The 20,075-nt window shown below is 53.8% G+C and carries 21 protein-coding genes, 1 other RNA gene, 1 pseudogene and 1 riboswitch; of the genes and pseudogenes, 5 read left to right on the top strand and 18 right to left on the bottom strand.

Translation table 11 applies throughout. From position 1 onward, the window contains the following. Positions 1-40 precede the first annotated feature (40 nt). From ftsL to THINI_RS17075, 5 genes are all read right to left on the bottom strand, one after another. On the bottom strand, positions 41-313 hold the full coding sequence (ftsL, locus tag THINI_RS17090; RefSeq protein ID WP_002709796.1) for a cell division protein FtsL: 273 nt from the start codon (positions 311-313) through the stop codon (positions 41-43). Next, positions 310-1,245: a 16S rRNA (cytosine(1402)-N(4))-methyltransferase RsmH gene (gene rsmH / locus THINI_RS17085; protein ID WP_002709795.1), complete on the bottom strand. Its 936-nt coding sequence runs from the start codon at positions 1,243-1,245 to the stop codon at positions 310-312. Before rsmH ends, ftsL begins: the two co-directional genes overlap by 4 nt. A gap of 12 nt (positions 1,246-1,257) precedes the next feature. After that, positions 1,258-1,713 (bottom strand): division/cell wall cluster transcriptional repressor MraZ, encoded by a 456-nt coding sequence (mraZ, locus tag THINI_RS17080; protein WP_002709794.1) that lies wholly within the window; start codon positions 1,711-1,713, stop codon positions 1,258-1,260. 274 nt (positions 1,714-1,987) lie between these two features. Next, positions 1,988-2,341: RNase P RNA component class A (gene rnpB / locus THINI_RS23925), an RNA gene on the bottom strand. A 23-nt stretch (positions 2,342-2,364) separates the two neighbouring features. Beyond that, positions 2,365-2,577, bottom strand: a complete 213-nt coding sequence (locus THINI_RS17075; RefSeq protein WP_002709793.1) for a hypothetical protein — start codon at positions 2,575-2,577, stop codon at positions 2,365-2,367. A gap of 147 nt (positions 2,578-2,724) precedes the next feature. On the opposite strand from THINI_RS17075, the gene THINI_RS17070 reads away from it, so the two are divergent. Continuing rightward, on the top strand, positions 2,725-3,180 hold the full coding sequence (locus THINI_RS17070) for a universal stress protein (RefSeq protein ID WP_002709792.1): 456 nt from the start codon (positions 2,725-2,727) through the stop codon (positions 3,178-3,180). A 67-nt stretch (positions 3,181-3,247) separates the two neighbouring features. Here the strand turns inward: THINI_RS17070 and THINI_RS17065 are convergent, their stop codons facing one another. Then, a complete protein-coding gene (locus THINI_RS17065; RefSeq protein ID WP_002709791.1) occupies positions 3,248-3,535 on the bottom strand; it encodes a hypothetical protein in 288 nt (95 codons plus the stop codon). 154 nt (positions 3,536-3,689) lie between these two features. Continuing rightward, positions 3,690-3,783, top strand: a riboswitch (TPP riboswitch). A 34-nt stretch (positions 3,784-3,817) separates the two neighbouring features. Here THINI_RS17065 and thiC point away from each other — a divergent pair. Beyond that, a complete protein-coding gene (gene thiC / locus THINI_RS17060) occupies positions 3,818-5,707 on the top strand; it encodes a phosphomethylpyrimidine synthase ThiC (RefSeq protein ID WP_002709790.1) in 1,890 nt (629 codons plus the stop codon). A gap of 10 nt (positions 5,708-5,717) precedes the next feature. Here thiC and THINI_RS17055 read toward each other — a convergent pair whose 3' ends face one another. Genes THINI_RS17055 through THINI_RS17045 form a run of 3 tightly spaced genes read right to left on the bottom strand, consistent with a single transcriptional unit; the run spans position 5,718 to position 8,579 of the window. Continuing rightward, positions 5,718-6,839, bottom strand: coding sequence for a S1C family serine protease (locus THINI_RS17055; protein WP_002709789.1), 1,122 nt, complete (start codon positions 6,837-6,839; stop codon positions 5,718-5,720). 4 nt (positions 6,840-6,843) lie between these two features. Continuing rightward, positions 6,844-7,785: an esterase-like activity of phytase family protein gene (locus THINI_RS17050; protein ID WP_154724440.1), complete on the bottom strand. Its 942-nt coding sequence runs from the start codon at positions 7,783-7,785 to the stop codon at positions 6,844-6,846. Beyond that, positions 7,782-8,579, bottom strand: coding sequence for a TerC family protein (locus tag THINI_RS17045; RefSeq protein WP_002709787.1), 798 nt, complete (start codon positions 8,577-8,579; stop codon positions 7,782-7,784). The genes THINI_RS17050 and THINI_RS17045 overlap by 4 nt, the downstream gene beginning before the upstream one ends. Before the next feature lie 240 nt (positions 8,580-8,819). On the opposite strand from THINI_RS17045, the gene THINI_RS17040 reads away from it, so the two are divergent. Further along, entirely contained in the window at positions 8,820-9,083 is a 264-nt protein-coding gene (locus THINI_RS17040; protein ID WP_002709786.1) for a GlsB/YeaQ/YmgE family stress response membrane protein, read from the top strand. Between the two features lie 69 nt (positions 9,084-9,152). On the opposite strand, the gene clpB is transcribed toward THINI_RS17040, so the two are convergent. After that, entirely contained in the window at positions 9,153-11,765 is a 2,613-nt protein-coding gene (gene clpB, locus THINI_RS17035; RefSeq protein WP_002709785.1) for an ATP-dependent chaperone ClpB, read from the bottom strand. 280 nt (positions 11,766-12,045) lie between these two features. On the opposite strand from clpB, the gene THINI_RS17030 reads away from it, so the two are divergent. After that, the gene (locus THINI_RS17030; protein ID WP_002709784.1) at positions 12,046-12,624 is read left to right on the top strand and encodes a Uma2 family endonuclease; all 579 of its coding nucleotides are present in this window, start codon (positions 12,046-12,048) and stop codon (positions 12,622-12,624) included. A 194-nt stretch (positions 12,625-12,818) separates the two neighbouring features. Here THINI_RS17030 and THINI_RS26715 read toward each other — a convergent pair. The 7 genes and pseudogenes from THINI_RS26715 to THINI_RS16995 all read right to left on the bottom strand — a co-directional run. After that, positions 12,819-13,022, bottom strand: a pseudogene (locus THINI_RS26715) (hypothetical protein); the annotation flags it as partial. Then, entirely contained in the window at positions 12,946-13,953 is a 1,008-nt protein-coding gene (locus tag THINI_RS17025; protein WP_002709783.1) for a reverse transcriptase/maturase family protein, read from the bottom strand. The pseudogene THINI_RS26715 and the gene THINI_RS17025, both read right to left, overlap by 77 nt. Beyond that, the gene (locus THINI_RS25775; RefSeq protein ID WP_281054703.1) at positions 13,934-14,209 is read right to left on the bottom strand and encodes an HRDC domain-containing protein; all 276 of its coding nucleotides are present in this window, start codon (positions 14,207-14,209) and stop codon (positions 13,934-13,936) included. Before THINI_RS25775 ends, THINI_RS17025 begins: the two co-directional genes overlap by 20 nt. A gap of 62 nt (positions 14,210-14,271) precedes the next feature. Then, positions 14,272-15,930: a tol-pal system protein YbgF gene (ybgF, locus tag THINI_RS23675; protein ID WP_169314640.1), complete on the bottom strand. Its 1,659-nt coding sequence runs from the start codon at positions 15,928-15,930 to the stop codon at positions 14,272-14,274. Positions 15,931-15,993: 63 nt separating this feature from the next. Then, the gene (locus tag THINI_RS17005) at positions 15,994-16,710 is read right to left on the bottom strand and encodes a LysM peptidoglycan-binding domain-containing protein (protein WP_040839530.1); all 717 of its coding nucleotides are present in this window, start codon (positions 16,708-16,710) and stop codon (positions 15,994-15,996) included. A gap of 23 nt (positions 16,711-16,733) precedes the next feature. Further along, the gene (locus tag THINI_RS17000) at positions 16,734-17,960 is read right to left on the bottom strand and encodes an ISL3 family transposase (protein ID WP_002709781.1); all 1,227 of its coding nucleotides are present in this window, start codon (positions 17,958-17,960) and stop codon (positions 16,734-16,736) included. Between the two features lie 14 nt (positions 17,961-17,974). Beyond that, a complete protein-coding gene (locus THINI_RS16995; protein WP_040839529.1) occupies positions 17,975-18,418 on the bottom strand; it encodes a caspase family protein in 444 nt (147 codons plus the stop codon). A 121-nt stretch (positions 18,419-18,539) separates the two neighbouring features. Between THINI_RS16995 and THINI_RS16990 the strand changes: the two genes are divergently transcribed. Next, positions 18,540-19,481 carry a toll/interleukin-1 receptor domain-containing protein gene (locus THINI_RS16990; protein ID WP_169314639.1) on the top strand — a complete coding sequence of 314 codons (942 nt, stop codon included), beginning with the start codon at positions 18,540-18,542 and terminating at the stop codon, positions 19,479-19,481. On the opposite strand, the gene THINI_RS16985 is transcribed toward THINI_RS16990, so the two are convergent. After that, positions 19,468-19,896: a DUF4384 domain-containing protein gene (locus tag THINI_RS16985; protein WP_040839528.1), complete on the bottom strand. Its 429-nt coding sequence runs from the start codon at positions 19,894-19,896 to the stop codon at positions 19,468-19,470. The two genes, THINI_RS16990 and THINI_RS16985, sit on opposite strands and share 14 nt — an antisense overlap. Between the last annotated feature and the right edge of the window lie 179 nt (positions 19,897-20,075).

The raw sequence follows: 20,075 nt of genomic DNA, 5'->3' as shown, positions 1-20,075 counted from the left end.
CGCCTACCTTGAAAAACCGGTGATTTGAGATGCCTACGTTTCACTCGCGTATGACCCTGATGTTGTCAGCAGAAGGTTTCTGCATCTTCAATTCATTTTTGGCACGTGTTTCCACGTGCACTTGGTTTAGCAAAGTGCTTTGTTCAAGTTTCAAACGACTCCAATCAGCACCCAGTTCATCCCGTTCCTTTTCCAGTTTTTGTAATTCAGCAAACAGCTGGCGTGCATGATGGCGGTTCGCCACCACGGTCAGCGCCATGGCGATCACCAGCGCATACAACAAGAATAGACCCAGCAAGCTACCCCGGCTCATGTGCGTTCCCCCACCCGCATAATGGCGCTGCGGGCGCGCGCATTGGCTTCAACCTCGACAGCCGATGGCCGGACTGATTTACCTAGGGTTTTCATCGGTGGCTGGATGGTTTCCTGCATTACAGGCAACCCCTTGGGCAAACGTGGCGGCGTGGAGACATCACGCAGGAAGTGCTTGACGATACGGTCTTCCAGGGAATGGAAGCTGATAACAGCCAGCCGCCCGCCTGGGGCAAGCGACCCAACCGATTTGTGTAAACACTCTTCAACATCATCCAGTTCCTGGTTTACTTTTATCCTTATTGCCTGAAAACTGCGGGTAGCAGGGTGCTTTCCCGGCTCACGCTTACGCACAACGCCTGCAATTAAGTTGGCCAGCTGCAAGGTTGTCTCTAGCCTGTGCTGCATCCGGTCGCGGACGATTTCACGCGCTATCTGCCGGGAAAAACGCTCCTCGCCATAGCGCCACAGCACATCGGCAATTTCCGTTTCACCCGCCCGAGCCAGCCATTGGGCGGCGCTTTCACCACTGGACATGTCCATCCGCATATCCAGCTGACCTTCACGCATAAAACTGAAGCCACGCGCCGCATCATCCAGTTGTGGGGAGGAAACCCCCAGATCCAGCAACAACCCCTGAATTTTTCCATTGACACCAGCCTCGGCCAGTGCCAGTGGAAAATCGCGGAATGAACCATGCCAGACAAACACCCGCGGGTCATGCTGATACAGCCCGCGTGCATGGCTGACGGCAACCGGATCCTTGTCGATAACCACCAAACGCCCGCCCACGCCCAATTTTTCCAGGATCAAGGCAGAATGCCCGCCCCGGCCATACGTCCCATCAACGTAAACACCGGCTTGCTGCACATTCAGCGCTTCAACCGCCTCCTGCAACAGCACCGTGTCATGTTTCCAGACCGGTTCACTCACATTGCACCACCATCACATGCGAATCTGGCTCAGGACTTCGCTGGCTTCATCATCCTCCTGCGCCTCCCGCAGCCATTCGTCGCGGGCAGCATTCCAGGCATCGGCATCCCACAGCTCCAGCTTGTTGGCCTGACCAACAAGTACCGCCTTTTTCTCCAGACCCGCATATTCGCGTAAAGGGGCTGGCAACAGGACACGTCCCTGTGAGTCAAGTTCCAATTCAGCGGCGTGACCCAGAATCAGGCGCTGCATATTACGCACCCGACGATCCATGTTGGGCAGCTCCATCAGGTTTTTCTCCACCTTTACCCACTGATTCATGGGATAAACCAGCAGGCACTTATCAGTGTGGTCTACCGTAATGACAATCTGTCCGCCTGCATTTTCCGCAATATCATCACGATGCCGGGCAGGCATGGCCAGCCTGCCCTTGGTATCAATAGAGATATGGGAAATACCACGAAACATGCCTGCTATATTCCACCCGATCTGGGAAACTTACCCACTTTTTTCCACTTTTTTCCACTTACGAGGAAATATAGGCAGACATCCCCACCCTGTCAATAAAATCCCGAAGAAATCACCTTAAATTGCAACTATTTAGGCTTAAAGCAAAAGCAGGGTTAAATATAAACAATTAATATGCTTATTATTCAATAGGATAAAAATAAAACCGCAGGAATAACTTTAAATTCCTGAAGGGAAAGCTTTCAAAAAGCGGGGGAATTAAAAGAATGAAAAAGAAATGAGCTGATCTGTAAGCCGGGTTCTGTCGTGGACAATCATTCATCTGGGATGCACGTCACCGTACACCTCTAGCAACCTACCCGGATGCAGTGCGGGTCACACCATCGCATCCCTATTTGGTTTTGCTCCAGACGGGGTTTACCGTGCCGTCGGCTGTTACCAGCGACGCGGTGCGCTCTTACCGCACCATTTCACCCTTACCTCCGGCGAACCGGTTGGCGGTATCATTTCTGTGGCACTTTCCGTCGGCTCACGCCGCCCAGGCGTTACCTGGCGTCTTACCCTATGGAGCCCGGACTTTCCTCCACCCCATGCTCACGCATGGAACAGCGATTGCCCGATCAGCTCGCCCGCAACACTAGCAGATTAACATCAATGTTGCACCTGCATGGCAGCAGAAACTTGACTAACCGCCACTTCATGGATGGATGCAGCAACCGGCTCAGGCTTGGCAACACCCCAGTATTGATGAAAGCTTTTAGGGAAAAACTCCGGATAACTGACCGCCCCATACCACAACAACACTGTTGCCAGGATAAAAGCAATCAGCGTGTCAGTAACACTGTTGACAACCCACTTGAACACACACTCTCCTTGTCTGCCAGAACCTGTCTGGAACCTGAATCATTACACCACAATCGTGTAATATACAGATATAGCTCAACTTTCCAAGGGCTGCCCTGCCCTAAACTAAAAGAAACGCAAATAGTGGTGCAAAAATAGGAGGGTCGTATGCAACACTACCGCCATATACTGGCTCCGATTGATTTCTCAGCCCGAAGCAACGACGTCATCAAAAGGGCGCTGGAACTGGCTGAAGCTCACGATGCCCGCCTGACCCTGTTACATGTCGTGCAGGATGTACCCATTGGTGCCGAGCCCTTTGGTGAACCATCAGGGCTGATCCTGAGTGAAGAGCTTCGTGAACAGCATCTGGCCTCAACCGAGAAAAAAATGCACGAATTGACAGAACAGTACAAACTGCCGATCAGTGTTGACCGCGCAATCGAAGAAGGCATTTCCACGCCTACCGCCATTCTGGATTTCGCCACGGAAAAACAGGTTGACCTGATTGTGATTGCCCACAGCGGCAAGAAAGGCCTGCTCGGCTTCCTTGGCTCCACCGCAGACTCCATCGTTAAATCGGCCAACTGTGATGTCTTGGTTTTACGCAACAAACCCGCATGACAGACACAGCAAAGCCCCGGCACAGATGCTCTGTACCGGGGCAGTGATGTTAAGGGTAATCAAATACTCAGATAATGCTCAAAATGGCATTTTGCAATTGCACAGTGGTCACGATCGAAACCGTGCCCACCAGCAGGATCAGGCCGGGTTTGCGCAGGATGGAAAGGCCGTGGGAAACCAGAATGGCACCCGCAAAGAAAAAACCAACCAATCCAACAACCAGGGTTGCGGGTACTTCGACCCCCATCAACTTTACGATGCTGACGAAGACGAGTCCTACAACCCCTGCAAACAATAACGCCTTAAGCACTTCCGACGGCACGACACAATAAGTGCGTGCTACCAAATCGTTCATGCAAAGCTCCTATATTAGCTAGGGGAAACCAGAGCATAATATAAGAATCTGCTAAAATACATATTTAAAAAAATCAAATTTGTACCCAACCACCTATTCCAACCCGGCACGGTGGGTTATACCTGATTGGTGATGAATCTGTTACAGTGCGGCATTAACGAGCCGGGGGTGCCTGTTTGCAGGCTGAGATCATACCCTTGGAACCTGATACGGATCATACCGGTGGAGGGAGGCTCCTGCGCCAGCATGGAGAAATTCCCCGTCTTTCATGGAGAATATATAGTGAGCGCAATACCCGAATCCTTCCTGAAAAAAACGGCTGAACTATCCAGCGAAGTCACCCAACCCTTCCCCAACTCCCGCAAAATCTACGTGCAAGGTTCCCGCCCAGACATCCGCGTAGGGATGCGTGAAATCGACCAGCATCCGACTTCCTCCAGTTTCGGCGCGGAAGAGAACCCCCCCATTCCAGTCTATGACACCTCCGGCCCCTTCACCGACCCGGATGTCAGCATCAACCTGCTGGAAGGCATCCCCGATGTACGCCTGAACTGGATTCTGGAACGCCATGACACCGAACAGCTGGACGGCCCCACCTCGGAGTATGGCCGCGAACGCCAGGATGACCCACGCCTTGTCCACCTGCGCTTCGCCCACCTGCGTGCGCCGCGCCGTGCCAAAGCCGGTAAAAACGTTTCACAAATGCACTACGCGCGCCAGGGCATCATTACGCCAGAAATGGAATACGTCGCCATCCGCGAAAACCTGAAATTGCAGGAACTGCGCAACGACCTGCGCTACGCCAAACTGCTGCGCCAGCATCAGGGGCACGCCTGGGGAGCAAACCTGCCGGAAGAAATCACCCCCGAATTCGTGCGTTCCGAGGTTGCCGCTGGCCGCGCCATTATCCCGGCCAACATCAACCACCCGGAACTGGAACCCATGATCATCGGGCGCAATTTCCGTGTCAAAATCAACACCAACATCGGCAACTCGGCAGTCACCTCCTCCATCGAAGAAGAAGTCGAGAAAATGGCCTGGTCTGCCCGCTGGGGCGGCGACACATTGATGGATCTTTCCACTGGCAAGAATATCCACGAAACCCGCGAGTGGATTCTGCGCAACGCCCCCATGCCCATCGGTACGGTTCCGATTTATCAGGCACTGGAAAAGGTCAACGGCAAGGCTGAAGACCTGACCTGGGAAATCTTCCGCGACACCCTGATTGAGCAGGCCGAGCAAGGCGTGGACTATTTCACCATCCACGCTGGCGTGCGTCTGGCCTACGTGCCACTCACCGCTGACCGCGTAACCGGCATCGTTTCACGTGGCGGCTCCATCATGGCGAAATGGTGTCTGGCGCACCACAAGGAAAATTTCCTCTACACCCACTTTGCAGACATCTGCGAGATCATGAAGGCTTACGACGTAAGCTTCTCGCTGGGGGATGGTTTACGCCCCGGCTCCGTGGCCGACGCCAACGACCGCGCCCAGTTCGCTGAACTAGAAACCCTAGGCGAACTGACCAAAATTGCGTGGGAACATGACGTACAGGTCATGATTGAAGGCCCCGGCCACGTGCCCTTGCACATGGTCAAGGAAAACATGGACAAGGAATTGCAAGACTGTTTTGAAGCCCCCTTCTACACCCTTGGCCCGCTGATTACCGACATCGCCCCCGGTTATGACCACATTACCTCCGGCATTGGCGCTACCAATATCGGCTGGTACGGTTGTGCCATGCTGTGCTACGTCACCCCCAAGGAACATCTGGGCTTGCCCAACAAGGAAGACGTGCGCGTCGGCATCATCACCTACAAGATTGCCGCCCACGGCGCTGACCTTGCCAAAGGCTGGCCAGGGGCGCAAATCCGCGACAATGCCATGTCCAAGGCGCGTTTCGAGTTTCGCTGGGAAGACCAGTTCAACCTCGGCCTCGACCCTGACCGTGCGCGCGAATACCACGATGAAACCCTGCCGAAGGATTCTGCCAAAGTGGCACATTTCTGCTCCATGTGCGGCCCACATTTTTGCTCGATGAAAATCACCCAGGATGTGCGTGATTACGCCGCCAAGCAAGGGGTGGAGGCCGAAGCAGCGTTACAGAAGGGCATGGAAGAAAAAGCGGTGGAGTTTGTAAAGACAGGTAGCAAAATCTACCATCAGGCATAGACCGCACACCCTATCGGACAAGTGATAACACGACATCCACTTCGAGCTGCTGCTTGCCCCCGCGCAACAACCTAACGTTAACCCGGCTGTTGCGCGGGTAATTGTCCAATACGCTATTCAACTCATTGACACTTGTAATCGGCTGGCCATCAATCGCCTGAATAATATCACCCAGCAACAGGTCGTCATTCCTGGTCAGCCCTGTAGGGCGAATGCCCGCTGACGCTGCTGGTGAACCGGGCTGCACCTGTAACACCAGCACGCCCTGAGTCCCCAGCTTTTCATTAATCGTCTCACTGATGGAATCATCCACCGACACACCCAATATCGGGCGGGTGTAACGCCCATCCTTAACCAACCGGGGAATCACCCGATTTACCACATCCACGGGAATAGCAAACCCGATGCCCGCTGATGCGCCCGACGGGCTGTAAATGGCAACATTGACGCCGATCAGACGGCCAGCGCTATCCAGCAACGGCCCGCCAGAATTGCCCGGGTTAATGGCCGCGTCAGTCTGGATCAAACCATCCATACTGCCATCGTCACTGTCAATACTGCGCCGCAACGCGGAAATGACGCCAGTAGTCAGCGTATGATCCAGCCCAAACGGGTTACCAATCGCCAATACCTTTTGCCCAACCCGCAAATCGCTGCTGCTGCCAACCTGGACAGGCGGTGGAGTATCAGCCGTCTCCTGTAATTGCAACACCGCCAAATCATGCTCCGGGCTTGCCCCCACCACGCTAGCATCAAATAGCCGCTGGTCAGAAAGCCTCACCTTGGCGCTCTTATGACCTTCCACCACATGGTAATTGGTCACGATATGGCCGAACTTATCCCATACAAACCCTGTGCCCGTGCCACTGGGAATTTCCTGCACATTGCGGCTCCACAGGCTCACGACCCGTTCCACCGTGGTGATATAAACCACCGAAGGGCTGTTCTGTTCAAAAATACTGATGGTGGCCTGCTCATCCGCCGCCAAATCGCCACGCACCTGCACCGGGCGGGGTTCGACTGCGGGGGGCGCGCCCCGTAACCACGGCGTCCAGACCGGCTGCGCTACCCACAACAGCAGGATACCCAGCAAAATCCACAGAAACAGGTTTAAGGCACGATTCTCGGTCATAGGCTCACTTAACCAGATCAAGGGTAAACAGGGTCAGGGCGGTACGCAGCAATTCCTCATTGCCATCATCGCTGACCATCAAATACTGATTGCCTTGAATATGGGTTAGCCCTTCAAAATTATCAACCAACAAATGGCTGGATAACACTTTCAAATCCTGGGCAGTACACGCGCCATCCTTGGAACACTGCTTGAAATCCAGATAACGCAAGCTAACCACCAACGGGTTAAAAATACCTGACCAGGCCCGTTCCATGACCAGCAAATTGCCATCGGGCAAGGTTTCCAGACCGCTGATGCCACTGTTTTTTGCCGGGTGCGCCATAAAAGACCAGCGCTTGCCTTTGGTGGAATACAGCGTATGGAGATTTTGCGGCTGGCCTTTCAACGGCATTTCCGGCGCGGTAATGAAGCCATAACGGCGGTGAAACGTGACGGATTCGAGGGCATCGTTACCATGCTGGTAGGCACGCCGATCTTGCAGAGCCGCAGGCAATTCGATATTGCTGATGGCGCGCCCTTGCGGGGTAAAACGGATAATGCGCGGCACACCCTCAAACGCGATCACCAGTTGCGTATCACCCCGCTTACCATTGTCTGCATTCATCACGGTCAAGCCTTCGGAATCACGCCTGCCTTTCTTGACCGGTTCGCCACCCTTATCCGTCAGCTTGGCGGCGTAAACGGGGTCAACGGCAGCAATACGGTTACCTTTCAGGCTCAGCTTGAAATGGAAGAGACTGCCCTTATCTGAAATGGCGTAGAGCAATTGCTCATCCTGATCCCAGGCCAAGCCTGACAACTCGCTGATCTGGATACCATCGACAGTGAGTGGGGGAATCGCCACCGTGTCGCGGATTTCCAGTTGCGGGGCTGCTGCCGAGCCTGCTGGCGCCAGCACCACCAACAACAACGACGCCAGCAAAGCTATAACCAACGGCCTCACCTCAACCTTGCCCCCGGCTGGCCGCCTTCTTGGTTGGTAGCTGCCTTGCGCTCATCGTCGTATATCTGGTGCAAATGTACTGGCGCGGCAGTTTTCTTGCGCAAACGCAGGTTGAGCATTTCCACCGCGAATGAGAATGCCATCGCGAAATAGAGGTATCCCTTGGGCATCTCGTGACCAGTCCCTTCCGCGACCAGCGCCACGCCCACCAGCACCAGGAAGGAGAGCGCCAGCATTTTGACGGTCGGGTGCTCTTCCACGAATTCGCCGATGGGTTTGGCGGCAAACATCATAACCCCAATGGCGATGACAATGGCAGCCACCATCACCGGTACATGGTCAGCCAGACCCACGGCAGTAATCACCGAATCCAGTGAAAACACAATGTCGATGATGGCAATTTGCGCAATAACCAAGGGCATCAGGGTCGCCACATGCTTGGGGCCATGCGTTTCGTCCCCGCCCTCCAGACTACCGTGGATTTCCATCACCGCCTTGTAGATCAGGAACAGACCACCCAGCAGCAGCACCAGATCACGCCCGGAAACCGGATGCCCCATGACTTCAAACCACGGTTCCACCAGCCGCGCCAACCAAGCAATCGATAGCAACAGCAGGATACGGGTTCCCATCGCCGCCAGCAGGCCGAACTGACGGGCAAATGCACGCTTTTCTGGCGGTAGATTCCCCACCAATAGGGTTAGGAAAATGATGTTGTCGATCCCCAGCACAATCTCCAGCACCGTTAGGGTAAGCAGGGCGCTCCAGATATTAATGTCCCACAACCATTCCATACAGACCTTCGTATCTTGAAAAATTGCGCCAGTCTAATACAGCCGCCCAACAGGTCGCCACAAAACCCTGCCATACGTCGGCTGTTGCGTTGAGGGCGTTTGCATGACCGCTGGCCAACCCAACACCACCGTTAATAGCCTCAATAAATACAATTAGATAACTCATAGCAGAATTAGTGCCTATACTGGTTTTGGCGCTTGCCGAAAATAAATTTCCCACAGTTAACAAGGAGTCTGTTTATGGGTTCAGAAGTTACACAAATTCTAATCATGCTGGGTATCGGCGCGGTTGCCGGGTGGCTGGCTGGCGTTATCATGAAAGGTGCGGGATTTGGCCTGATTGGTAACATTATTGTCGGTATCGTCGGTTCTGTTATCGGCACATTCATTGGCGGAGTGTTGTCCATTAACCTTGGCGTTAGCCCAATTCTGGGAACCCTTATCTGGGCGGTGATTGGCGCTGTCATCCTGTTGTTCATCATCGGGTTGGTAAAACGGGTTTAGCGCACCCGTTTTCCCCTTACAAAACAAAACGCCGCATTTCTGCGGCGCTTTGTTTATTGGCAACCAGGATCAGCCTTCGCCCAGCACTTCTGCTTCGATCAATGGCGAGAACGTCAACTGCCCCTCTGCCACATCCACCATGATGGTATCCCCCGGCATGAACTTGCCACCGAGGATTTGCTGCGCAAGCGGGTTTTCGACCTGCTGCTGGATCGCGCGCTTGAGTGGGCGTGCGCCATAAACCGGATCAAAACCAGCCTCAGCGATATGATCCAGTGCCGCCTCGGTAACACTGATACCCAAATCGCGCGCTGCCAGACGCTTGCGCAGGTTGTTGAGCTGGATGTCGGCAATCTGGCGGATTTCAGCCTGATCCAGTGGGTGGAACACCACCGTTTCGTCGATACGGTTGATGAATTCAGGGCGAAAATGCGTACCCACCACCTCCATCACCGCTGCCTTCATGCGCTCGTAGTTTTCCTCGCCGGTCATTTCCTGGATCAGGTGCGAACCGAGGTTGGAGGTCATGATGATGACGGTGTTGCGGAAATCAACGGTGCGCCCCTGCCCGTCGGTCAAACGACCATCATCCAGCACTTGCAGCAGTACGTTGAATACATCGGCGTGTGCCTTTTCCACCTCGTCCAGCAGGATCACGGAATACGGACGACGACGTACCGCTTCAGTCAGGTAGCCGCCTTCCTCATAACCGACATAGCCCGGAGGCGCACCAATCAGACGCGCGACGGAATGCTTTTCCATAAACTCTGACATGTCGATGCGCACCATGGCGTCGTCGGTGTCGAACAGGAATTTTGCCAGTGCCTTAGTCAGCTCGGTTTTGCCCACCCCGGTCGGGCCGAGGAACAGGAAGGAACCACTCGGGCGGTTCGGGTCGGAAAGCCCGGCACGCGCGCGGCGGATGGCGTTGGAAACAGCCACGACCGCTTCGCGCTGGCCGATGACGCGCTTACCCAGCACGTCTTCCATTTGCAGCAGCTTTTCCTTTTCGGATTCGAGCATCTTGCTAACCGGAATGCCTGTCCAGCGCGACACGATGTCGGCGATTTCTTCATCCGTTACCTTGTTCTTGAGCAGCTTGGTTTCCTGCTGACTATTCACGGCGGCATCGGCAGCAGCCAGTTGCTGTTCGAGTTCGGGAATCTTGCCGTATTGCAGTTCGGCCATGCGTTGCAGGTTACCCGCACGTTTGGCGGTATCGAATTCCAGCCGCGCTTGGTCGAGCGCCTCCTTGATGTGCGTCGTGCCCTGCATCGCAGCTTTTTCGCCCTTCCAGACCTCTTCCAGATCGGAATAGTCCAGTTCCAGACGGTCGATTTCGGCCTGCAAGTCGGCCAGACGCTTTTTGGAGGCTTCGTCGGATTCCTTTTTCAACGCCTCGCGTTCGATCTTGAGCTGGATCAGGCGTCGTTCCAGTTTGTCGAGCGCTTCCGGCTTGGAGTCGATTTCCAGACGGATGCGGGAAGCGGCTTCGTCGATCAGGTCGATGGCCTTGTCCGGCAACTGGCGGTCGGTGATATAGCGGTGCGACAGCGTGGCGGCGGCGACCAGCGCCGGGTCGGTGATGTCGACGCCATGATGCACTTCGTACTTTTCCTGCAAGCCGCGCAGGATGGCGATGGTGTCTTCCACGCTCGGCTCGTCGACCAGCACTTTCTGGAAACGGCGTTCGAGCGCGGCGTCCTTTTCGATGTACTGGCGGTATTCGTCCAGCGTAGTCGCGCCGACGCAGTGCAGTTCGCCACGCGCCAGGGCGGGCTTGAGCATGTTGCCTGCGTCCATCGCGCCTTCGGCCTTGCCCGCGCCGACCATGGTGTGGATTTCGTCGATGAACAGGATGACGTTGCCTTCGGATTTGGCGATGTCGGTCAGCACAGCCTTGAGGCGTTCCTCAAAGTCGCCACGGTATTTGGAACCGGCCAGTAGTGCACCGAGGTCAAGCGACAGCAGACGCTTGCCTTTGACGCCTTCGGGAACTTCGCCGTTGACGATGCGTTGCGCCAGACCTTCGACCAGCGCGGTCTTGCCGACGCCGGGTTCACCGATCAGCACCGGGTTGTTCTTGGTGCGGCGTTGCAGGATTTGCACCATGCGGCGGATTTCTTCGTCACGCCCGATAATAGGGTCGATCTTGCCTTGCTCGGCGCGTTCGGTGAGGTCGATGGTGTATTTTTCCAGCGCCTGACGTTGGTCTTCGGCATTCGGATCGTTGACGGTCTGGCCGCCGCGCATGGATTCGACGGCCTTTTCCACCGCACCCTTGGTCGCGCCGGTTTCACGCAACAGGTTGCCGAGCACACCTTTATCCTCCAGCGCCGCCAGCACGAACAGTTCGGAGGAAATGTACTGGTCCTTGCGCTGCTGGGCGATCTTGTCGGTGACGTTCAGCAACTTGCTGAGATCATTGGAAACATGCACGCTGCCTGCGTCGCCGCCGGAAACGGTCGGGATACGATCCAGCGCTTCGCCCAATTTGGAGCGAAGCTGGTTGACGTTGACATCGGCCTTGGTCAGCAGGCCACGCGTGGAGCCGCCTTCCTGATCCAGCAGCGCGATCATCAGGTGGACGGGTTCGATGAATTGGTGATCCTTCCCCAGGGCAAGGGACTGGGAATCCTGCAAGGCTAACTGGAATTTGCTGGTCAGTTTATCCATTCTCATGTGGGCTACCCCGTAAAATCTGTTTAAACGTAATAACGTTGAATTAGTGGGGATATGGGGGAGCGGGCGGGAGAAATCAAGGTGGAGTTGTGGATAAGTTTGATTTAGGTCAGGGTTTACAGGGAGGAAGAAGAACGGGAGAGGGCGTATGCAATACGCTCTTACAGACCCCGTTTTTCCAGAGTTGAGGCGTCCTGTTGGTGCTGTGCTAACATTAGCGGAAGACGAAGGCGAAAGGCTGGAACAGCAAAAGTCAGCATGAGCAGGCAGGAGCAAGGTAATGACAGCAGCAGAAAAACTGAAAGAGCGCTTCACTTACGGCGACTACCGCCAATGGCCGCAGGATGAACGCTGGGAATTGATTGATGGCGTTGCATACATGATGGCTGCGCCCTCCCGCCTGCATCAACTGTTCGCTTTTGAAATGGGCTTTCAGATCCGCGCTTATCTGGCTGACCGGCGTTGCAGCGTCTATTCCGCCCCATTCGACATACGTCTACCCAAACAGGATGAAGCGGATGATGATGTCGATACTACCGTACAACCCGATGTTGCCGTAATCTGCGATCGTAACAAGCTGGATGACAAAGGCTGCCGGGGCGCTCCCGACTGGGCAATCGAAGTACTATCGCCCTCCACCGCCATCAAGGACATGGACACCAAACGCCAGCTATACGAAAAACATGGCGTCAAGGAATACTGGATCGTTCACCCGACCGACCACTGGCTGATGATCTATACGCTCAATGACGGGGGGCAATACAACCCGCATCCACACCTTGTCGGGCTGGAAGAACCGACGCCTGTCGGCTTGTTCCCGGATTTGAGTATCGACTGGGGATTTACGCGGGAAGCGTGACAACCTCCCCCCATTGGCGCTTCCCATCCTGAAGCGGGACGAATCAGGAAAATCCCCACCGGCAAGCGTTCGGCAATCTCCCTACTGACATGCCGGGGGGCATTGGCTTTTCGCCGTGATGCGAACACCACGGACAGGATGGCGGTCTGGTCAACTGCCGCTGCTGCTGGCGTTTGAGCTGAAGCGAGGCGGAACCCGTTATTGTTGTTCCGGTTGTCCGGCGTGTTGTTGTTGCGGTTAGCAGAACGCACGTTCCTTGGCGTGTTGTTCCACGAGCCACCGCGCAACACGCGGTTGGCGCTTGACGGCCACCCACCCCCTTTACATAGCCGGTGGCGGGTACAAACGCAAGTTTTGCCTACGCCATGCGTCGCTGTCGGCGTGGAGCGTGATGGCATGAACCGACTGGTAAGCCTGCTGCAATTCCAGTTCGGTGATTTCACCATCCAGCCATGCCTGTTCCCATTGCAGGCGCAATTGCTGGTAGCGCTGGCGTTTGCGGCGGCTGAGCAACACCGTTCCGGGCAACACCCGGTAGCCGCAATAACTGACGCCCCTGCCGCTGCGGTTGATGTGTGGATCAGGCTTGACCTGCAAGCGGCGCTGCTCATACAACCAGCCGCGCAGTTCCGCCAGTTTGGCTTTCGCTTCTTCCCGGCTGTCACACCAGAGCAGCGTATCATCCATGTATCGGACGTGCGCCCTGACTTTGAGGCTTTCCAGCAGGAAGCGGTCAGCGCCATCCAGATAGTGGTTGGCGAAATGTTGCGAAGTCAGGGAGCCAATCGGCAAGCCCTTGCCCGTCGCGGCATGGTACGAGTCGATAATGCGCCACAGCAGGTAGAGAAAGTCATCGCCCTTGAAACGGCGTTGCAGCAGCCCGAACAGGAGATGATGGTCGATATTGGGAAAATAGCCGGAAATGTCTACCTTCACATACCACGGATAGCGCCGCAGGTTGGCTTGCACTTGCTGGATGGCTTTGTGCACCCCTTTTTCCGGGCGGCAGGCATAGGTGGAACCTACCAAACAGCGCTCAAACACCGGTTCAGCCAAATTCATGATGGCATGATGCAAAACCCGGTCTTCAAAATAGGCGGCGTGGATCAGGCGTTCTTTGGGGTCATGGATATGGAATTCACGGTAACGGCCATGGGGGACTTGCCCACACAGAATGTCATCCGCCAGTTTGGCGAGGTTGGCATCCAGACGGTTGGTGAAGCGGATGACTTCGGGGCGTTGGCGTTTGCCGCGTGCCGCTTTCCAGACAGCCAGATGCAGGTTATGCCAGTCGGCAATATCGGCGAGGTCAATCCGCGTGCGCTGCATGGCTGGCTTGCTCCGCTGGTTGGCTGGCGGGTGGGAATTCGGCTTTCAACAACTGCAAAAACTGTGCACCGTATTTTTCCAGCTTGGCGTCGCCCACCCTGTCAATCCCTGCCAGGGCGGCGGCGGTATTGACCCGCTCCGTCACCATTTTGGCCAGTTGCGCGTTGGAAAATACCGTATAAACGGGCACTCCATCAGCTTCGGCCAGTTCGCGGCGCAAATCCCGCAAGCGCGAATAGCGGTCAAAATCTTCCAGTGGCAGGGCTTCGCGGTAGTCAATCCAACCATCTGTCCATTGTAGAAATTGAGCACCTACCCCTATTTCTTGCTTTGCTCTGTTATTATTTGGAGTTTTTCCTTTGCCAATTTAATGACCTCTTTATTCTCAGGGAAAAATCGTTGAACATCTTCTAAGGTCTTTCTGGCCTCATCCCAGTCCTTCAACTCATAAAAACTGTACCCCATCTTTAGGGCTGCATCGGCAGCTTTATCACTATCTTTGTAATCTTTGAGAACAATCAAAAACTCCTGTATGGCACTCTGAAAGTCCTTTTCCGCATATAAAGCTTCTCCTATCCAATAGTGAGCACTGGCAGCAAGCGAACTCTTGGGGAATTTTTCCAAGAAATTACGAAATTCTGGTATAGCTTCTTTCGGCTCTTGTAGCAAGGTCGCAAAAGCATCATCATATAAAGCGCGATCTGATAAGCCTTTACTCTTTTTTCCAGAATCTGGTGACAAGTTTTTTATTTTAGCAAGCTTTTCCCCTGCCAACGCAACAACCTCTTTATTTTCTGGAAAAAATCGTTGAACATCTTCTAAGGTCTTTCTGGCCTTATCCCAGTCCTTCAACTCATAAAAACTGTACCCCATCTTTAGGGCTGCATCGGCAGCTTTATCACTATCTTTGTAATCTTTGAGGACAATCAAAAACTCCTGTATGGCACTCTGAAAGTCCTTTTCCGCATATAAAGCTTCTCCTATCCAATAGTGAGCACTGGCAGCAAGCGAACTCTTGGGGAATTTTTCCAAGAAACTACGAAATTCTGGTATAGCTTCTTTCGGCTCTTGTAGCAAGGTCGCAAAAGCATTGTCGTAAATACTACGTTCATTAGATTGTTGCTTCTCCACATGAACTTCTTCATTTATCTCAATAACTGGAGATTTTACAGTCTCACCCAAACGCGCCAGCACGAAATCACCATAAAAGTCACCATCACTACGCCGGAACGGCTGCTGGGTCTGGCTCATGTTGCTGTCTGTCCACCTGGACACTTCACCTTCCACGTAATTGGCGAGGCTATTAAAAGTGACAAGGCCGTTTTGCGCCCCCTGCCCTGACAGCCCTTGCATCAGGAAATAGCTGAACACCCCATGCTTGAAGGCGTCATTTTCCCAACTCACATCCCCAAATCGGGTGGAATAGAAAATCTGCACGCCCTCACCGGTATCAACATCCATGTAGCTATCGCTGCCACCTTTCCTGCCCGGACGCGGGTCATTGCGGCAGGCGTCAACCAGCAACACCGCCCGACGCACTTGCGTACTGCGGATGGCATCCACCACTTTGGAAATCCCCAAACCGGAATCCTGCAAATCCTCGGCAACCGAATCCCATGCCGCCAGATAGTTGTCATGACCAACCGCAAACCCATGCCCCGAAAAGTAAAACAGCATCGTGCCGTTCTGGATACCCGGTAATTTGCCTTTCTGCCGAATCCGGTTGAGGATCACATTCGGGCTGGCCTGACCATCCACCAGCAACTCCACCTGATAGCCAAGGTTCTTCAGGACTGCCGCCACCTGTTTGGCATCTTCCCCAGCATAATCCAGTGGGCGGAAACCATTCAATCGCTGATCATAACTTTTCACCCCAACCACAATGGCAACCTTGCTGCCCTGCTCAAACTGCTGGGTTTCCTGCACCAGATTGACATCTTTTGTTTCGGCGCACACTGCACCTGCCAACAAAGCCAAACTTATCGCCACACTCAGCCTTAGCCCTATCATGCTGAATATCCCTCTTTTCCCACTAAAAAATTATCTCAACCTGATCACTTGACCCGGGGTTAATACATAATCAGGCGCATCCAAATTGTTCAGCTCCACAAGGTCTTTCCAATACACACCGGTATTACGCATTACCTGAAATATCGTATCCCTTGGCTGAACAAGATAAGTATCTTGTTGATTTAAGACAGTAGAAGATGGAGCATAATCGTAATATGTAGTCGATGCCGCAGGAGCTGAAACGTAGTTATAAGTGACATCTGAAGCTCCTCCAGAGTAGTCGTAATAAGCCCCTCTATTATCCGCACCCTGTTCACCCGATAGTGAAACAGCATTACCATTACCTGGCCTAGCCAATACAAAATCGCCAAAGAAATCACCATCACTACGTCGAAATGGCTGCTGCGTTTGGCTCATGTTAGAGCTTGTCCAGTCCGCTACCTGTTGCTCAACGTAGTTGGCAAGGCTGTTAAATGTCACCAATCCATTCTGAGTCCCCTGCCCTGACAGTCCCTGCACCAGAAAATGACTGAATACCCCATGCTTGAAAGCGTCATGCTCCCAACTCACATCCCCAAAACGGGTAGAATAAAAAACCTGCACCCCCTCGCCGCTATCCACATCCTCAAAACTGGTTTCGCCACTCCTGATACCTGGTCGAGGATCATTACGGCAAGCATCTACCAACAGCACGGCACGGCGAACGCCTGTATTCCTGATTGTCTTCACTACATTGGAAACACTCAACCCTGAATCCTGTAATAAAAGCTCTATGTGGAATACCGTGGGTAACTGAACTCCAGTTTGCCGCACAGGAAGTAAACCATGTTGATGAGGTTGTGGGTATTGCGGAACCCCCGCGCCCGCCGTTTGGCCAACTGTATTTTGTGGTTGATGCCTTCGAGGATGCCGTTGGAGATGTGTGATTCAACGAACCGGATGATCCCCGACCAGTGCGCCCGGACGGTGTTGGCAAACGTCTGGAAGGCCGGGATGCCAGCAGAATCCACCTCATCACACCATTGTTGCAGGAAGGCTTCCGCCGTTTTCCTGTCGGGCATTGTCCACAGGTCGTTGAACAGCACCTTGAGACGGTAGGCAGTACCCAGCGTGGGGTAGAGGGTGATGAACTCTGCCAGTGACTGCTCCTGCTGTTCTGACAGGTTATCGTAGTTTTTCAGGAAGGTGTACTTGTGGCCTTTGAGGTCGGCATGTTCCTTGCGCTCCAGCTTGCGCACCTTGTCCATGGCCTTGTTCAGCAACTGGGTGACGTGGAAATGGTCAAAGGTGATGGCGGCATCCGGGAAGGCTTCCCCTACTCCGGCAATGAATGCAGGCGACAGGTCAATGCTGACATCGGTGATTTGTGACGGTTTCACCTCATGGCTGGCTAGGTGTTTCTGGATCTGGGACAGCGTTTCCTTGCCCTTGCCTTCGGTGGCATGGGCGACGCGGCGGGCATCCAGGTCAACCCCCACGGTGATGTAGTTGTGCCCTTTGCGGGTGGAGGTCTCGTCCACCCCCAGCCGGGTGATGCCGGACGGGTCATCCTGCTGGCGGCCTTCACAAACCCAGTGGTTGAACACCGTCCAGATGCGTTGCGGGTTGACCCGCATCAGTTCCGCCACCCGGTTGACCGGCATCTCCCGTTCGATCAGTGCCATGGCCAGCGCCTCAAACAGCAGCGTGAAGCCACTTCCGGGACGCGCCCAGGGGACGGCAACCGTCTCAACCTGACCCGATCCGGTGCGGATGCGCGGGACACGGCAATGCAGGTAACAGGTATGCTCAAAGAAGTTCAGGTGCTGCCAACGCCGCTCCACCGTGTCATGCACCGGGCAAGGTTCCCCGCTTTGGTCGGCAAAACGGCTGCCACGCGCGAAGCTGATACGGATGTGCAATTCCTGGCGTCCTTCCGTCCCGCTGAAGTCGATGCTGTCCACCTGCCAAGGTGAGGTCAGCCCCAAGGCCATTCCAAATAGTGTGTCGCTGTTCATACCCTTAGGATAATCTACCCACTACGATTCACATAGAGCCGTAATAAATGAGCTACAGAACCATAGGTAGCCAGATAATTATTTTGTCCCGCTGCAAACCCATGGCCAGAAAAATAAAAAACCAATGTACCCTCGCCATTTTTCAACGTCTTGCCCACCTCACGAATACGGCTGAGCACTATGTCACGACCTGCTTGATTATTAACTAGAAGTTCAGTTTTATAGCCCAAGTCCTGCAAGACTTCGGCAACCTGCTTCGCATCATCTTCCGCATAATCCAATTGGCGAAAGCCGGTCAGACGCTGATCATAATTTTCTACGCCGATTACAATAGCTACTTTGTTCCCCTTATCAAACTGCTCGGTTTCCTGCACCAGATTCACATCCTTACTCGCGGCACAGACACCACCAACGAGCAAAACTATGCTTATCCCCAAACTCAGCCGCAGCCCCATCATGCTGAATATCCCCTAAAAATTCCTATGAATAAAAACTTATCATACACCGTACTGATTAATGGACAAAGTACAGCATAAACTGGTTTATTATGTGCGTGATATAAATCACCGCAATAGAATCATGCACGACGTATTCATTAGCTATAGCCGCACCGACAAACCCTGGGTGCAGAAACTCGCCACGGCGTTAGAAACCGCAGGCTATTCCGTGTGGTGGGATGCAGACCTGCTGCCAGGACAAAGTTTCGAGGATGCCATCAAAAGCCATTTGGACAATGCCCACCGTATCGTCACGGTTTGGTCGGAAGCATCAATCAATTCCCTATGGGTCAGGGAAGAAAGTAGTCAGGCGTTGCAGCGCAAAGCGCTCGTGCCTGTCATGTATCAACCAGTAGAACTCCCGATGCCATTCGGGCGTATCCACACCGCTGATTTGCAGGGTTGGGAAGGGGATGCCAGCGACCCGCGTTTCCGGCAACTCCTGCAAGCCATCACGCAAACTACCCTATCGCCAGCTACAAAGGCAGAGCAATTGACTGTGCGAAAAAGACTTTTTGATAAGCTATCCCGACACTGGAAATCCCTCAGCGCCGCCGCGTTGTTCATGGTAGCTATTGCCGGAGCGTACAACGACATCAAAGGTGTCATTGTCGATATGCTGTCACTATCACAACCACCGGAAATTACCCTTGCGCTGAAATCCGACGGCCATATAAAACCGGGAGAATATTTCACCCTGCTCTACACTGCCCCTGCCGAAGGCTATCTCAGCCTGTGGAATATCGACTACACCAGCGGCACGGTTGAAATGAAGTTACCTGTACGGGGCGTGGGAACCATCCATTTGAATGCAGCAACCGCCAGCCAGCCGGTGAAAATTCCAGCCACCCCCGGCAGTAACGGCGTGGATAAATATATTCTGCTGTGGACGCCAGAAGGCAAACCTGAGCACCTGCCCCACCGACGCTATGGCAGCAACATGGAATTCTGGGCTGCGGTAGAAGCATTACGCACCCGCAGCCATGCCCTAACCACGGAAGTGGACGTGCCTATTTTTCCCTGATTTCAAATGACAAGGTGCAACGGGTTACAACAGGTTCAGGCTCTGCTGCTTCTGCATCCGGCACAAGATTGACATCCTTGCTTTTGCGCTCTTCCTGTTTCGGCTCCGTTTGGCCAGCTTCAGCAAGTGGAACCTTGCTGGCGATAACTTCAAACAGGTTGTTGCCAGTGGAACCGGAAATCTGCAACCTGCCCGCACCGGGAGGTGGGAAAGTGTAGGTTTCATTACCTTTCACTTCTTCATCGCTGAACAGCTTGAAGTTCCTATCCGTCTCACCTGAACCCTGATCAATGACCGTGATATAAGCATCTTCAGTTGGAGTAACGGTCAGTGTCAGGAAGTCGCCTTTTTTGTAGCTATCGCTATCCGTATTCGCCTTGATTGACAATCCACTGCCAGTAGCATCTTTTGTCATGGTCAAGGCACAACCTACAATTGGTTCTCCCCCACCTTTGCTACTTGCACCATCAGCAACAGCTCCGCTGTAGATCATGGCAATAACAATCCCCACTAGCCCTTTGGCAACACACTTTCTCATTGTATCCCCTAGATTCTAAATTCGCCCATCAAAAACCGGTAAACCTCAATATCCTA

The organism is Thiothrix nivea DSM 5205 (assembly GCF_000260135.1).
Taxonomy (GTDB): domain Bacteria; phylum Pseudomonadota; class Gammaproteobacteria; order Thiotrichales; family Thiotrichaceae; genus Thiothrix; species Thiothrix nivea.
The sequence above is the reverse complement of the archived record's forward strand: the minus strand, read 5'-3'. Positions and strand labels throughout refer to the sequence as shown.

What these genes read in the sequence shown, in the direction of transcription:
- THINI_RS17025 (WP_002709783.1), bottom strand. Translation starts at nt 13,953, where the DNA reads ATGCAGCGCACGCGGATTGACCTCGCCGATATTGCCGACTGGCATAAC.
- THINI_RS17065 (WP_002709791.1), bottom strand. Translation starts at nt 3,535, where the DNA reads ATGAACGATTTGGTAGCACGCACTTATTGTGTCGTGCCGTCGGAAGTG.
- clpB (WP_002709785.1), bottom strand. Translation starts at nt 11,765, where the DNA reads ATGAGAATGGATAAACTGACCAGCAAATTCCAGTTAGCCTTGCAGGAT.
- THINI_RS17030 (WP_002709784.1), top strand. Translation starts at nt 12,046, where the DNA reads ATGACAGCAGCAGAAAAACTGAAAGAGCGCTTCACTTACGGCGACTAC.
- THINI_RS17000 (WP_002709781.1), bottom strand. Translation starts at nt 17,960, where the DNA reads ATGAACAGCGACACACTATTTGGAATGGCCTTGGGGCTGACCTCACCT.
- THINI_RS16990 (WP_169314639.1), top strand. Translation starts at nt 18,540, where the DNA reads ATGCACGACGTATTCATTAGCTATAGCCGCACCGACAAACCCTGGGTG.
- THINI_RS17070 (WP_002709792.1), top strand. Translation starts at nt 2,725, where the DNA reads ATGCAACACTACCGCCATATACTGGCTCCGATTGATTTCTCAGCCCGA.
- THINI_RS17045 (WP_002709787.1), bottom strand. Translation starts at nt 8,579, where the DNA reads ATGGAATGGTTGTGGGACATTAATATCTGGAGCGCCCTGCTTACCCTA.
- THINI_RS16985 (WP_040839528.1), bottom strand. Translation starts at nt 19,896, where the DNA reads ATGACAAAAGATGCTACTGGCAGTGGATTGTCAATCAAGGCGAATACG.
- ftsL (WP_002709796.1), bottom strand. Translation starts at nt 313, where the DNA reads ATGAGCCGGGGTAGCTTGCTGGGTCTATTCTTGTTGTATGCGCTGGTG.
- THINI_RS17055 (WP_002709789.1), bottom strand. Translation starts at nt 6,839, where the DNA reads ATGACCGAGAATCGTGCCTTAAACCTGTTTCTGTGGATTTTGCTGGGT.
- THINI_RS17040 (WP_002709786.1), top strand. Translation starts at nt 8,820, where the DNA reads ATGGGTTCAGAAGTTACACAAATTCTAATCATGCTGGGTATCGGCGCG.
- mraZ (WP_002709794.1), bottom strand. Translation starts at nt 1,713, where the DNA reads ATGTTTCGTGGTATTTCCCATATCTCTATTGATACCAAGGGCAGGCTG.
- THINI_RS16995 (WP_040839529.1), bottom strand. Translation starts at nt 18,418, where the DNA reads ATGATGGGGCTGCGGCTGAGTTTGGGGATAAGCATAGTTTTGCTCGTT.